The organism is Cognataquiflexum nitidum (assembly GCF_022538055.1).
Taxonomy (GTDB): Bacteria; Bacteroidota; Bacteroidia; order Cytophagales; family Cyclobacteriaceae; genus Cognataquiflexum; species Cognataquiflexum nitidum.
Genome location: NZ_JAKZAM010000014.1, coordinates 32,899 through 48,604 on the forward strand (window position 1 = coordinate 32,899; position 15,706 = coordinate 48,604).

Here is a 15,706-nt window from a genome sequence, read left to right on the forward strand (position 1 = left end):
GGTCTGCGAGATTTACTTTTTGATGACCTGGATCCAACCTTTGAATTCATGCACTTTACCTTCTGAATCTGTTCCTCGGAATACAAAGAAGTAAGTCCCTCCAACTAGTCCCTCTGCACTCCAGTCATTGTCATAATTACTGTTTTCGTAAAGATGGTCACCAAATCGGTTTAGGATAACGATTTCTCTTTTGGCAAACTTCTGTGAACCTTTGATGATAAATCTGTCATTTTTTCCATCATTATTTGGTGTAATCACATTCGGGATGAAAAGTGCATTGACTCTATTGGTATCTTCTGCTGTATTGTCATCAGGGTTTGTGTCATCTTCATCTGAAGTGACTGTTACTCTATTGACAATATTTAGTGGATTACCATTTACAAGTGCATCTGCTTTTACCCTGACATTGATGGTCAATTTGGAGTTGGCAGGGAAAAGTGGAATGGTATAAGTAAGCCTTTTGCCTGAGATATCTGTGGTGACATTGATGTCTGCGGAGGTAGATGTAAATCTAGAGCTTACATAAGTGATTCCATTTGGCAGATCATCCACTACCACTACGTTGGTTGCATCGAAGCTGCTAGAATTGGTTACATCAATTTGGTATTCGAATTCATCTCCCTCAAAAATTTCTGCATTATTTGAGGTCTTGGTGATACTCATATCCACTTCGGAATTGACCAATCTAAAGGTTACAATAGCCTCATCACTGTTAGTAGGATTGAGAGATTCTGTCAAGACATACTTTAATGTATATTCCCTTGCTTCGTTTAGGCCAGGTATTAGACTAAGTTCACCCTCTCCGGTGGTCAATAAACCAATGATGCCGTCAAGTTCTATAAATTCAAAGTTGACATTATCTGAAGTTACGGGCTGACCGTTTAGTAAATCATTTGACAAGATGTTTCCTATAATACCTCCAAAATCCAAAGCATGGGTGCCAAATTCGTCGTTATTGGCTATGATCTCATTTTTGGATCCGATTACCGTCACCGAGTCTGTTGATTCTATTTCTTCTCCATCAGAACCTATAGCGGTTACCAAGACCGTATTGAGTATAGTGCCCGCCACAAGATCTTCGACTTTTACTGTATAGGTCGTCTCAAAAGAAACAGTCTGTCCAGGAGAAAGGCTTACAATGGTCTCATTCATACCTGTCAAAGGATCCACTACCGTAATGTTAGATAAAGTTGTATTTCCAGTATTGGTAACTGTAATGGTGTAAGGAATTACCTGACCGAATTCAGTGTATGTTTGAGTAACTGTTGATTTGGTTACTGATATGGATTCTACTTTATCGAATATTTGTACATCTTCATCCGAAACTTCTATTTCATTTCCTCCAAAGTTACCTTTAACAGTTGCAACATTCGTAAAAGAGCCAAAGTCAATGTCTTCTTGTGTTAGGATATATTCTGCTGAGAATGTAGTACTGTCTGAAGCTCCGGGAGCCAAAGTCTCCAATGGACCTCCGATGACAGTTACCTTTGGATCTATCAAAGTAATATTGGTGTAGGCTACATTTCCGGTATTGGTGACTGTGAAAGTATAAACAATCTTATCACCTGCATTTACGATATTGTTACCGTCTGCATCAACCAACTGACCTGATTTTTCGAATTCTATTGAACAGGTATTGACATTTAAGGTAACCTGTACTCTTGGACCTGTGCAATCAGAAGACGCTCCTTCTGCCACCCAAATCTGAATTGTTCCTGCCACATTGCCATCTAGCTGATATCCCGTCATTGCTTCACCCCCTTCAGCCTGTGTAAAGAAGAAAACTTCATATTGACCTTCTTCACCAAGATTACTTGGAGTAATCAAAGTGTTTAGATCAGGGATTTCTTGACCTAGGCAAAAATCATAAGCTGCACCTTCGGAAATTGATGGGCTGGTAGTAACGATCGAAACTTCAATGTTGAACTCAAAGATACAGTTACTTGAATTCACAGGAATACCGAAGTAGGTACCACTTTTTGCTGGGAAAGGATTGGTAGCGGTAAATTCAGTGGCCTTGTTAGGGTCTATGCCATCATAGAATCTGATTCCGGCAGGGAAAGAAATAGCGATGGTGTTGAAAGCAATACCTTCTTCAGGATTGATATTGCAAAAGAAGAAATTGTCAAACAAATTAACATCTCCACATTTTTCCTGGATCCATTCTGCAGCTCCTACGATACGGATTACGAGAGGAGTTTGGATAGGTTCACCCTGACAATCTCCATCCAAAAACCCTTGGGTAAGTTGTATGCCGCTAAATTCACTTTCGGATATTTTCCCCTTCCCTGATATTGAGCCTTCCACAGAGATGAATGCATCACAATTGGAATTTGAAAGAATCAGACAATCTTCAGTAGCTTTTAACTTATAGCTCATTCTTGCCAATATCGTATTGATATCTTCCAAGAGTGGCAAATCCCCCAATTCCCAGACTATAGAACCTGTAAGGCCTAAGTTAGGATCAAAATAAGGCACTTTTACAGTGTTTGGATCAAAGAAAACTTCAAACTCTGCGCTTACAAAAGTAGATGTGTATGGAATAGGAATGATTACTTTTCCGTTTTCAATCTCCTCAGTTCCTAGATTTCTAATATCCAATGTGTAAGCAATTTCCTGACCCGGCTGTACAGTAGGATTTTCGGATACAGGAGATCCATTAATTGATACAATTTGATTTAGACCTTGAATATCAGGAACATAAGCATCAACAGAAAATCCGATTGAATAGATATTATAGGTATCTCGTCTTGAACCAAATCTAAAAACCGTTGAAGTCTGCCCATTTGCAATGATAGAATTATTAGGATTAGGAACATTCCACATAGCAATGTCAATTCCGGTGTTGTGGTCAAACTGAGGGTTTCTTGGGTTTGCAACCAAATTACCGCTGTTATCGCTTACAGGAGTATAAATTGATGAATTGAAGAAGTTATTTGGCCCATTAAGTTCATGACTTAACCTCACCCAACCGGTATTTGCGGCATTTCGAATTTCAAGATAATCATCGCTTATACCCCTTTCACCTTCACCTGCCATCACACCAAGTTTCAAATTCACCTGCCCGTTTTGGACGGCATTGAATCCATTGATAACAAGTTCTCCATCTACAGCAATGGAATCACCTATGCCCATTACATAAGAATATCCGTCAAATAAAGTCACGTCCCTCCATTTCATTTTGGAGTTTTCATAGACAACCACTATTCCCCAATGTCCAAAATAACCTACTCTACCGCCGTTTCCTTCGGTAAGTGCTACGTCCGCAATTGTATATTCTCCAAGACCTTGACTTCTCACAAATTGGGTGACATCCGCATAGCCCACATACATATCATCCAATTCACCGGACGGATATAAAATGTTGTTGGCAGTAGCAGTTACCTCAGTATATCCGGAAGAGTTTGGACCTTTGATTTTTACTTTTCTTTTATCAAGGTTGGTAGTATTGATAATTTCAGGAACAAAAATGCCATCAGCAGTGATCCTTGCAAAATTATCAGAAGTCTGATAGGCCGCAATTTCTTCAGTTCTTGAAATGATTCTTTGCAACCTGTCGACTTTTAAAGTAACACCGCCATCAGTGATTGTAATCGGGTCAAAGGTTACTGTCCTGACATTCCCTTGGGTGGTCACAGTCTGATTGGTCAAGGTTGTCATGGCACCACTGGTGCCTATTCTAAATCTTGCAGGATTGTTGTTGTTATTTGAAAATTCGAACTGATAGGTATTCCCACCTTTTCTAGACGTAAATGTGTAGCGAGGAAACCTGTTGGTTTCACTTCCACTTCTTCCAATCGTCAAAGTGTAAAAAGAAAATGCTATCGGATTAGAATGATTTGCAATTTGAACCTGATTGGTGACAGTCTCAGGAGTCCCGTCTTCTGTCCCAACAACAACGTCAAAACTCATACCTAATTCGGGATTGGCCCTTCCTGACCAATATAAGCCGGCGTAGATAACCTCAGAACAATTGGGATCGGCATTATTTTCACCTGAAAAGACCAAAGTGGAGGATGAAGAATTGACCGTATTTGGGTTGTTGTCAATGTCTACATAGACCATTTGGCTAAATGAATTGTCGATCCTGTTAGGGTCAGCAAGAGTAAGATTTGTGTTGCCAATGATTGTAAAATCACCTCTTAATTTAAATATATTATTCTCAGGACTAGGATTTCCAACTCTGTGCGTGAAAGGAATTCTGTTATCAACCTGGGCTGAAACTTTTACAGCGAATGATGATATCAACAAAACCAAAATCAGGTTTGCCAATAGCGCTTTTTGAAATGAAAAGGAGAAAAATGCTTTCATGGTTTTTCTGATTTAGGATTAAAAATTAGTGTTGACCTGAAATAGAACAATGACATCGCCATCTTCATAACCTGATACCATCCTATCGACTTCATCAGGACTCAGTGATGTCTCAGAGTTAATAAAAATGTAGACAAGGTTTGAAAAACCTTTCAGTTCAGACAAATTGATTTTCAAAGCAGATTTTTCCGCCTCACTGCCCAAATTGATTTGTAAAATCTTGACAGTCCGAAAAATGTTATTTTCTGATTTTAATAATTCAAGGGAACTGATGTCCGAGGAAACTTTCTGAGGAAAGCCCTCTCCTAAAGTTTGAATTTTTGAATCCTTTAAAAGGACAGTTGGAATATTCTCAAACACAAGATTTTTAATAAATACTGTGTTATTTTCTCCCTCTTGGTTTATGAATTCCTCAAGTGAAAGGGATTTTTGAGCCTTAATTTGAGAAAAAGAAGAGAAGAAAAGGATTAAAACCAAAAACAGTACACTGTTGCGGCTTTCATTCTTTGGGGAAATCAATGATGTCATCATAGCGAGATATTAGATAAACAAAATGGGTAGGCGATTGAGATAGATTAAGCCTTTTTTAGAGAAATGGGTAACAAGGGTGGTGTTATGACCATTTAACTGTCGTAAAAATACAATTATTTGACTTTCATTTCCAAATGATTTTCAAAAAATATTTTACAAAATGCATTTTTTTGCATTTATATGTTTATAAACTACTTAAATTCCATTCAATCTAGAAAACCAGGGGAATAAAAAAAGGGGTTTTTCAACCCCTTTTGACTTTTGTAAGTTTTTCATCTTTCAAATCCTGGAGATATTTTTTAATTAGCTCCAGCCTGTGATTATCTCCCAAAATGAATTGAGGAATTATCCTTTCCAAGCTCCATTGCATACTCATTTTTACTTTAAGCATATTCTACGCAGCTAAAAAAGATTTGTTTTTTCGGTTTGCTTGACTGAACTTGATGAAAGTTAAGAACCTTTAAAAATGCAAAAGACCCAAGAACTTGAATTTCTAGAATCCCAAATTGAAGGTATTTTCCTCCTTCAAAAACAAGAGGCCTTAAAGCTTCGAAAAGGATCAGCCTCCCTCCGCATCTCACTTTTAAAAAGAATGCTGGATTGGATCAATATAAACCAAGAAGATATTCGAAAAGCCGTACATGCCGATTATCAAAAGCCTTATCCGGAAATTGATGTGACGGAGATTTTCCCTGTTTTGATAGAAATCAACCATGCCATCAAGCATCTTGAACATTGGATGAAACCAAAAAAAGTAGGAACTCCGCTGATTTTTTTGGGAACCAAAGCCTATATACAATATGAACCAAAAGGAGTAAGCCTCATCCTAGCTCCCTGGAATTACGCCTTCAACCTGGCTGTAGGCCCCTTGGTTTCTGCGATTGCGGCAGGTTGTCCGACCTTCGTCAAACCCTCTGAAATGACACCCCATACCTCCGCTTTACTCAGAAGGATGATAGCTGAAATCTTTGACAGCCATACCGTGGCTGTCATAGAAGGAGGGGTGGAAGTCTCGCAGATACTTTTATCCAAACCCTTCGACCATATTTTCTTTACAGGAAGCCCCGGAGTCGGCAAAATCGTCATGAAGGCCGCTGCTGAGCATCTTGCCTCTGTTACCCTGGAATTGGGGGGAAAATCACCTGTGTTGATTTTGGATGATGCCGACCTTAAAGATACGGCGGATAAAATCACGGCTACCAAATTCCTGAATTGTGGGCAGACCTGTATAGCCCCGGATTATATATTGATCCCGGAAAGGTTGAAAGATGCCTTTGTCGGTGAAATGAAAAAAAGCATTGAAAAAATGTATGACTCCAATAAAAATGGCATCGAGGGTTCAAAAGACTATTCCAGAATTGTGAATGAAAGCCATTTTAAAAGGATACAGCATATTCTTTCCGATGCCAATTTGAAAGGAGCAAAAATCGAATTTGGCGGTAACTCAAACGGTCAAGAAAACTACATCGAACCCACAATTCTGTCCAATGTCACTTGGGAAATGAAAGTCCTCCAAGAGGAAATCTTTGGACCGATTCTTCCCGTGGTGACTTATGACAATCTAGACGCTGCGATCTTGATGGTCAACCAACAACCCAAGCCATTGGCTTTTTATGTGTTCTCCAAGAATGATGAAAAAATCAACACCATTTTCAATGAGACTTCCTCAGGGGCTGCATTAGCCAATGACTGTGCCGTACATTTTCTTCACCGGGAACTTCCCTTTGGCGGTGTCAATAACAGCGGCATTGGCAAATCTCACGGACATTTTGGGTTCTTGGCATTCAGTAATGAAAAAGCCGTCCTAAAACAGCGGGTCGGTTCAGCCGCTGTCAATCCCTTGTTTCCACCTTTTACTTTGGTCAAAAAGAAACTGGTCAAAGGAATCCTAAAATGGCTTTGATTGAAAACAATACTCCCAAAAATCCTGTATTTTGAAAAATAGAATTTCGACCTCACTTCTCCTTATATATATGGTGTCACAATCACTCGCATTTGGACAATCAAGACCCCGTGACTTAGGGATACGTATTGGAGTGATGCCAACCGGTCCACTCAATGCCATCACCGACGTGGCGGGGGTGAAAGTTGGTCATGTCACCCTTATCGAAGGAGAAAATGTCAGAACCGGTGTAACGTCCATCATTCCCCATCAGGGCAACCTGTTCCAATCAAAAGTCCCGGCGGCTGTTTTTGTGGGAAATGGATTTGGCAAACTTGCAGGAACTACCCAAATCGAAGAATTGGGAAATATTGAATCCCCTATCATCCTCACCAATACCTTGGGCGTAGCAGCAGGGATCGAAAGAGTGGTAGCATATACTTTGTCCCAACCCGGAAATGAAAATGTACAATCAGTCAATGCAGTCGTCGGGGAGACCAATGATGGATACCTCAATGACATCCGGGGAAGACATGTGAAAACGGAAGATGTGCTTGCTGCCATTACAAATGCCAAAGAAGATAAAGTTTTGGAGGGAAATGTCGGAGCAGGAACAGGTACGGTATGTTTTGGATTCAAAGGCGGGATCGGAACTTCCTCTCGGAAATTGCCCGAATCATTGGGCGGATATACGGTTGGGGTTTTGGTGCAAACCAATTTCGGTGGGGTATTGCAGATTGACGGTGTTCCGATAGGGGTGGAATTAGGCAATTACAGTTTTATGGACCATATGTCTTCCGTTGACGGATCCTGCATGATCGTCGTGGCAACCGATGCACCTGTCAATGAAAGAAACCTCAAAAGAATCGCACAAAGGGCCATGATGGGATTAGCCAAAACAGGAGGAATCGCTTCCAATGGTTCGGGAGATTATGTGATCGCTTTTTCCAATTTTCCCGGCAACTTGATTTCTCATAATTCCCCATCCCTTGAACTCCAAAAACCCAGTTATTTACAAAATGATGACATGAGTGCACTTTTTCTTGCCACCATCGAAGCAACTGAAGAAGCCATCATCAATTCACTTTTTGCAGCGGAAGACTTGGCAGGAAAAGATGAAAGAGAAGTAAGGGCACTGCCAAAAGAGGAGGTTTTGGAGATTATGAGGAGGTTTAATAGAATCAAATAATTCAATATAATCAACATACCCTTCTTTGTCAGTAAGCCAATATTCAACTTCAGTCGGGGAGCAAGACCGATGTGCCGACATTTCAATCCCTGGCAATCAATTGAATTAATGAATTCATTGGCAACATAGGGTAATTTAATATTCTCATTTCCCCAATCACAATTCATCAAGGTTTCCAAGATATTTTTCTGCCTGCTCCAGGATTTTGGATTTGTCTTTCATCTTTTCCCAGGTCTTGTAGGCCATTCCTATTCTTGGATTCTTGGCTAATTTGTCTTCATTTCTATCGTAGAAATGCCAATAAAGGCTGTTGAATGGACATGCGTTTTCTCCTGTTTTGAGATTTTTGTCATAATGGCATCCCTTACAGTAGTCACTCATTTTGTCTATGTAATTGGCAGAGGAAACATAAGGCTTGGTACCCACTATACCTCCATCTGCAAACTGACTCATGCCTCGCGTATTGGTGATTTCAACCCATTCGATAGCATCAATGTAGATCCCCAAATACCAGGCATCCACCTCATCAGGATCTATTCCGGCCAAAAGTGCAAAGTTTCCGGTTACCATCAATCTTTGGATATGGTGTGCATAAGACTTGTCCAAAGACTGTGCGATGCTGTGTTTCAGGCAATTCATTTTGGTCTTACCGGTCCAATAGAATTCAGGCAATTTCCTATCATGTCCAAAGTAATTCAAAGTCGCATACTCGGGCATTTTGGCCCAATAGACTCCGCGCATATATTCCCTCCACCCGATAATTTGCCGGATAAATCCTTCGACTTGGGCGATATTGATCCTGTCCTGATTTGCAAACCAATACTGCTCCACTTTTTCCACCACTTCAAGGGGTGAAAGCATTTTGGTATTCAAACTGAAACTGAGGCGGCTATGAAACAAGAATGCATCTCCTGTGTACATCGCGTCTTGGTATTCGCCAAAGCTGTCCAAGAGTTTTTCACAGAAGTAATCGAGAACCCGCAGGCTTTCCTCCCTGGTAACAGGCCATTCGAAGTTTCTTTCATTTATAGACCCGATCGTGTCCACACCCATGGATTGAACTAACCCGACAATTTCACTTACATTTTTTGGAAAAACCTCGGGCGCCTTGAGGAGCAAGGGATCACGGAATTTGTTGCGGTTGTCTTGGTCGTAGTTCCATTTTCCTGTCAAAGGCTCTTTTCCATCCATAAGGACTTGATACTTCTTCCTCATTTCCCGGTAAAAAGTCTCCATCAGAAATGTCTTTTTCCCCTTGAAGAATTCTGCCAAAAATTCTCTTGAGGTTAAAAAATGTTCTGAATCAAAATGCCGATAGGGAATCGAAAGGGATATGCAAAAATCCGTCAGCTGCAGGTCAAGCCTATATTCATCCGGTAAAATGTATTCAAATCTGCCGATATCCCCTTTTTCAATCAGGAAAAGTAGATTTTCCGTGAGGTTTTGGCTATTGTCAGGATGGTCGAGATTCCAATAGATTACATGATGGCCTTGAGATTGAAGGGTCTCGGCAAAATTTCTCATGGCCAAAAAGAATCCGACAACTTTTTGGATATGGTGACGGACATAGCCCGTTTCCTGCTTCATTTCCATCATGACATAGGTGATGTCAGGATGTATTTTGTCAAACCAAGAATGATGAATGTTGAGTTGGTCGCCAAGAATCAGGCGCAGTGTTTTTGACATAAACGGTGTACGGACTGATTACCATACACCATTTGATGCCGTTTTGTTTTCTCTGATAAGGGAGACAGTACCTGCCTTTTCAATCTCTTCCCCTTTTGGAGTCTGGAAGCTGACTTTGTATACATAATTTCCGGCAGGTAACAATTGACCATTCAAAGTCCCATTCCATCCTTCACTGCTTTGGGAAGCATTCGAAAAAATCATTTCTCCCCATTTGTTGAAAATATACATTCTATACCCACTGATACCTTTGGTTTCAGGTTTGAAGACGTCATTCAATCCGTCACTGTTGGGGGTAAATGCATTTGGCATCATCAGGTATTCACTGACTTCACTAACTTTAATTTCCTCTTTCTGGACAGAGGAGCAGCCATATATATCGTATGCTTTTAATACTACCTCAAATTCTCCTGCCATTCTGAAAACATGAATAGGATCCTTATCTGTTGAAACGGTCCCGTCTCCAAAATTCCATTCCCATGCTATAAAGTCTTCTGAGATTTTACTTTCAAATATCAATTGGTCATCAACCAAAATTTCCCCGTCAGCATGCAGTTGAAGTTTTTTGACATCAAACGCAAGCCTGTCCTTGGCGACAATATTGCTGTAGTCGACAAAAATCTTCTCTATAATTTTGCAACCATTTGCATCAGTCACCTCTACAGCAAGTTCTTTTTCTGTCCAAAATTCAATCTCTTGTGTGTTTTTATTAAAATTTAGCCAATTTATTTGGTAAGGAGCCTTACCACCTTTAATACTTACCCAAGCCACACCTTTGACCTCATTGGTCTCACAATTAATATCTACAGTAGTCTCTATTTTGGCGGTAATTTTTTCAGATCCTTTGATAGTAAAGGTTTTTATGATCTCGCAGCCCATCGAATCTGTGATTTTGACGCTGTAATCCCCTGATGCCAAATTTTCAAGGTCTTTTTCTTCGGAGCCATTGTTCCAAGAAAAAGTGAATGGTGCAATTCCACCTTGTATATCAAGCAATATTTTGCCTGTCTCTGCCTCGCCACAAAGCATAATATCTGAAATTTCTGCCGTGACTGCCATAGGCTCTGCAGCTTGGATGGTATAAGTTTTGGAAATACTGCAACCATTTGCATCTGTGACAGTCAAGCCATACTCACCGGCTTTCAGGTCAGTGATTTTATCTGAAGTTTTTCCATTGGACCAATTAAATTGAAATGGTGCTTTTCCTCCACTTGCTGTGATTGCAATTGATCCTTTGTTCTCATTGGAGCAGGATATGTGCGTTACCTCTTCTTTTAGCTGAATCGCCTCACTGCTCGATTTGATTTCAAAATACAGGGTCTGACTACAATTAAATTTGTCAGAAACTTTCACGGAGTAAGTTCCGGGAGACAAGTCTTTTGCGGACAACTCGTCTGTCAAGCCATGGCTCCATTCAATTTTATAAGGACCACCCCTCCCCCTTTTGATATTAATCTTAGCTTCTCCATCAGCGTTACCACAGGAGACATCTTTTTTTTCTGCCATTTCGATAATCAATGGGAACGGGGGTTGAACCACTATCTTCTTTTTGACCTCATGGCCAGCACTGTCTTTTATCCAAACAGTATAGGTACCAGAAAGTAAACTGTACCTGTTTTGGACAGTTTGTAAATTGTTCCAAAGAAAAGTGTAAGGGGGAATGCCTCCGGTTACATCTAATAAAATATGCCCTCTATCTGCATGGGTGCAAAGTGCCAACTGACCACTGACAGCCACAACCATATCACCCGGATCAGGTGTCCCATTCGTGCCCATAGTCCTGAATACGGTTGTATCCAAAACGACAGGTCGCCGGATTTTGCTGTATAACTGCTCGAGATAGATCCCTTGCGATAAGGCAAAGGGACTCAATCCCTGAAGAAAAATCAGGAAAATCAGGGTTTTGAGGAGTCTTTTTTGCCAATTCATGACGTATTATATCTGACCTTTACAGTGCTCTTTGACCATGGGATTATGTGGTTGAAAAGCAAAAATCTGTTTTTGGTAAATAGAAATATTATTTTATGTTATTTGTATAAAACAAAATGATATTTCTGAGTTCGGGTGATTTTTTTTAATTAATGAAATAATATGCTAAAAAACCAACAAGCCAACACCCGAATATGCAGAGTTAAAAGTGCAGAAATCAATGCTTGTAGCATCAGTTTCAAAAACCTTAAGAAGACCTGCTTTTTTTGATGTATGAAGTGAAATAAAAAAATTCTGAAAAAATCAAAAAAATTTGGATTACTATCCACCAAAAACAATAAAACCCGACTTTTTTGAGCCGGGTTTAGATTTTGACTTAACTTCTGTTACAGTCCGATGTCAATCTGATGTCTTAATATATCTTCGAAAGTTTCTCTTTCCCGGATAAGGTAAGCTTTGCCATTGAGAATCAAAACCTCGGCAGGGCGAAGCCTTGAATTGTAATTGGAAGACATGCTATAGCCGTAAGCTCCGGCATTCTTTATGGCAAGAATATCACCTTCTTGTACCTCTGTCAATTTTCTGTCAGCGGCGATAGTATCTGTTTCACAGATGTAACCGACGATGGTATAGATCCTTTCGGGGCCTTCTAGTTTTGATATATTCAACACCCCATGGTAGGCGTCATACATCATAGGACGGATGAGGTGATTGAGACCCGTATCCACTCCGACAAAGGTAGAGGCAGGGGTCGGCTTCACCACGTTTACTTTAGCCAATAAATAGCCTGATTCTGATACCAAAAACTTACCTGGTTCAAACCAAATCTCGAGTTCTTTGCCATACTCAATACAAAAAGCCTTGAAAGCTTGGGATACTTTGCCTCCGACTTCCCCGATATCTGTAGAGATATCATCCGGCTTGTATGCTACCTTAAATCCTCCCCCAAAATCAAGGAAATTTAAGTCCCTGAACTCTTTGGCAGCATCGAAGACAATATTGGCCCCCCTAAGGAAAACCTCTGCATCCAAAATGTCTGATCCTGTATGAATATGCAATCCTACAATGTTCAGGTCATGTGCTTCGACGACTTTGAGCACATGCTTCAACTGGAGAATAGAAATACCAAATTTGCTGTCAATATGACCAACGGAAATCTTAGCATTGCCTCCTGCAAGGATATGCGGATTTAGACGAATACAAAGCGGAACTTTATTGCCATAGAAAGTGCCAAAATGCTCCAACATCGGAATGTTGTCAATGTTAATCATTACCCCTAGGGCTACAGCTTCCTGTATTTCTTCAAAAGAAACACTATTAGGTGTATACATGATTTCATGAGGTTCAAATCCTGCATGTTGGCAAAGTTTCACTTCTTCTATGGAAACAGCATCTACACCCGTTCCGGCTTTTTTCATCAATTTCAGAATATTGATATTTGAAAGTGCCTTGGTGGCATATTTGATTCTGAGGTTGACTCCCGCAAAAGACTTTTGTAAAAGCCTGACTTTTTCGAGGATTTTTTCCCCATCATATACATATAAAGGCGTGCCGTAGTCTTTCGACAAACCGATCATAGAAACTCCCTGAATCTGGTATTGCTGGTCTTTAACTTCCATGAAACTAATATTAAGCCCCAAAGATAAGGATAGAACCACAATAAAAAAGATTGAAAACCTGAAGAGTAAATCTTCTCGGAACGGAAACCTATCAGTAATTTAAGCAGTTAAATTATGTTAAGCCCAACCCATGCCATCCAATAAGGCATAAATTTGCAACATGTCGAGTTCTCAAATGAAACTGATCATAATATTGATGTCCATCTCCAGCCTAGGTCTGGTGGGATTCCAATACTATTGGATCAGAAATGCCCTCCGTATCAATGAGGAGAGATTTGAACAAGCTGTTTACCAATCTCTGGCAGCGACAATTACCCAAATTGAAAAAGGGGAGACAAGCGACATATTTTTGAGCTACCTAGCCAAAGACACTCTCCTGCAACAATCCCTGACACAAAAAATCGAACCTATCGTGGTACAGGTGAGACAGCGACCCAATTCTCGCAGAAGACCCTCTGTGATGGATACATTGCTGCAACAACCTATTCCTCAGATCAGCCAGAGCTTTAAAAGATTAATAGAAGCAAGGGGTTTGGATATTTCTATTTTGACAGATTTGGATAATTTTTTTACTAACCTTACCCCGGAGATTGCCTCCTCGATGTTTACACCTGATGAAATGGAAATCCTACTACAGGAAAGGGAAAGGCAATTTCAGTACCTCAACCAAAATGAGAAAGTTTTCAGAAGCCGGTACGGAATAGTCCGTGACGGTGAATTCGAAGAGGAATACAATATTCCATTAGATGCCTTGGAAAAAATCCGCAGTGCAAACCTGAAAATTGATTTTATGAACCGTGCTTGGGAGGAATTGATCGGGGAAAAAGACATTCTGTCCAGAATGGATACAGGTCAGGTGAGACTGTTGGTTAAAAATAACCTAAAAGAAAAGGGAATAGAACAATCATTTGAGCTTGGAATTCTTGACAACAACGGAAAATTTTTACCTCTTACAAACTCAGCCGATTCATTCTCCTTGATGAGTTCACGGATGCAGGCAAGGTTATTCCCTAGTGATATCATCTCCCAGGAAAATTACCTGCTAGTCAACTTCCCAAATAAAAGAGCCTATGTTTTTAGGCAAATTTGGCTGCCGGTTCTGAGTTCTATCCTATTTATCGGCGTGGTGATTTTTTGCTTTGTCTATGCCATCAGGGTGATCATCAGACAAAAAAACCTCTCCGAAGTCAAGAATGATTTTATCAACAACATGACCCATGAGTTCAAAACTCCCATCGCAACTGTCAGTCTCGCAGTCGAAGCTTTGCAAGACCCGGAATTGTTGAATCAGGAATCTTTCCGAAAGAGATACCTAAGCATCATCAAGGACGAAAACAAAAGATTGGGTGGTCAGGTGGAGAAAGTATTACAGGCGGCAACTTTGGAAAAAAAGGAGTTCAGGCTAAAGATGGAATACGTTGACCTGATAGAAATATTGGAAAATGCCAAATCACAGTTTGAACTTCAGGTAGAAAATAGAGGAGGAAAGATCACACTGGAAAATGAAATGTCAGATCCAAATCTGATGTCAGACCCCTTCCACCTATCACATATTCTCAATAACCTGCTCGATAACGCCAACAAGTACAGCAAAGACAGTCCTACTATCCATATCAAGGCTTGGGATCAAAGCGGTTTTGCCTTCGTATCCATTCAGGACAATGGCATAGGCATGTCGAAAGAAGCTACTAGGAAAATTTTCGATAAATTTTACAGGGTTCCCACAGGCAATGTCCACGATGTAAAAGGCTTTGGGCTTGGATTATCCTATGTCAAAACCATTATCGAAGCCCATAAGGGTGAAATATCCGTAAACAGTGAACCAGGAAAAGGAAGTATATTTACCATCAAACTCCCCAAGACACCATGAGCAAACCAAAACTATTAGTAGTAGAAGATGATCCGAATCTAGGGGATATCCTGCAGGAATACCTGACCATGAAAGGATATGAAACCACCCTTTGCAGAGATGGGGAAGAAGGCTGGACTAAGTTCAAGAAGGACAAATTCAGCATGGCTATCTTGGATATTATGATGCCAAAGAAAGATGGCTTTACCCTAGGCAAAGAGATCAAGAAAGTGCAGGAAGACCTTCCGATAATCTACCTGACTGCCAAAAACCTCAAAGAAGATATCATCGAAGGATTGAAAATCGGAGCGGATGATTACATCACCAAGCCCTTCAGTATGGAGGAACTGCTGCTACGGATCGGGGCGATTCTCCGTCGCACCCAAAAATCAGAAGAAGTACATACTTTGAAGCTTTATAAATTCGGAGAATTTGAACTCCATTATGATGAACAATATATCAATGGCCCATCAGGAGTCCACAAGCTCACTTCCAAGGAAAATGAACTGATCAGGTTATTGGCTTCAGAAATCAACAAACTGGTAAACAGAAGCCACGCCCTGAAGCAGATTTGGGGAGATGATTCTTATTTCAATGCGCGAAGCATGGATGTGTACCTCAGCAAAATCAGAAAAATCCTCAAAGACGATCCCAAAGTACAGATCATCACGATCCACGGGGAAGGTTTCAAAATGGTGGTAACTGACTAA

Annotated in this window: 9 protein-coding genes; 4 read left to right on the forward strand and 5 right to left on the reverse strand. The window is 40.4% G+C overall.

Translation table 11 applies throughout. The annotated features are described in order from the left end of the window. Nucleotides 1-12: 12 nt before the first annotated feature. Complete coding sequence (locus MMU07_RS11070; RefSeq protein WP_241125942.1) at nt 13-4,311, reverse strand: DUF7507 domain-containing protein; 4,299 nt, start codon at nt 4,309-4,311, stop codon at nt 13-15. A gap of 18 nt (nt 4,312-4,329) precedes the next feature. Next, entirely contained in the window at nt 4,330-4,842 is a 513-nt protein-coding gene (locus tag MMU07_RS11075) for a hypothetical protein (protein ID WP_241125943.1), read from the reverse strand. A gap of 466 nt (nt 4,843-5,308) precedes the next feature. Between MMU07_RS11075 and MMU07_RS11080 the strand changes: the two genes are divergently transcribed. Then, nucleotides 5,309-6,745: an aldehyde dehydrogenase family protein gene (locus MMU07_RS11080; RefSeq protein WP_241125944.1), complete on the forward strand. Its 1,437-nt coding sequence runs from the start codon at nt 5,309-5,311 to the stop codon at nt 6,743-6,745. 70 nt (nt 6,746-6,815) lie between these two features. Then, nucleotides 6,816-7,913 (forward strand): P1 family peptidase, encoded by a 1,098-nt coding sequence (locus MMU07_RS11085; RefSeq protein ID WP_241126032.1) that lies wholly within the window; start codon nt 6,816-6,818, stop codon nt 7,911-7,913. Nucleotides 7,914-8,069: 156 nt separating this feature from the next. Here MMU07_RS11085 and MMU07_RS11090 read toward each other — a convergent pair whose 3' ends face one another. The 3 genes from MMU07_RS11090 to lysA all read right to left on the reverse strand — a co-directional run bounded on the left by MMU07_RS11090 (nt 8,070) and on the right by lysA (nt 13,147). Further along, on the reverse strand, nt 8,070-9,599 hold the full coding sequence (locus MMU07_RS11090; protein ID WP_241125945.1) for a cryptochrome/photolyase family protein: 1,530 nt from the start codon (nt 9,597-9,599) through the stop codon (nt 8,070-8,072). Nucleotides 9,600-9,617: 18 nt separating this feature from the next. After that, nucleotides 9,618-11,528, reverse strand: a complete 1,911-nt coding sequence (locus MMU07_RS11095) for a T9SS type B sorting domain-containing protein (RefSeq protein ID WP_241125946.1) — start codon at nt 11,526-11,528, stop codon at nt 9,618-9,620. A 386-nt stretch (nt 11,529-11,914) separates the two neighbouring features. Then, nucleotides 11,915-13,147 carry a diaminopimelate decarboxylase gene (gene lysA / locus MMU07_RS11100; RefSeq protein ID WP_241125947.1) on the reverse strand — a complete coding sequence of 411 codons (1,233 nt, stop codon included), beginning with the start codon at nt 13,145-13,147 and terminating at the stop codon, nt 11,915-11,917. Nucleotides 13,148-13,322: 175 nt separating this feature from the next. Here lysA and MMU07_RS11105 point away from each other — a divergent pair, with 175 nt between their 5' ends. Together MMU07_RS11105 and MMU07_RS11110 are read left to right on the forward strand one after the other, a co-directional pair. Continuing rightward, entirely contained in the window at nt 13,323-15,017 is a 1,695-nt protein-coding gene (locus MMU07_RS11105) for a sensor histidine kinase (RefSeq protein WP_241125948.1), read from the forward strand. Beyond that, nucleotides 15,014-15,706 (forward strand): response regulator transcription factor, encoded by a 693-nt coding sequence (locus MMU07_RS11110; protein WP_241125949.1) that lies wholly within the window; start codon nt 15,014-15,016, stop codon nt 15,704-15,706. The genes MMU07_RS11105 and MMU07_RS11110 overlap by 4 nt, the downstream gene beginning before the upstream one ends.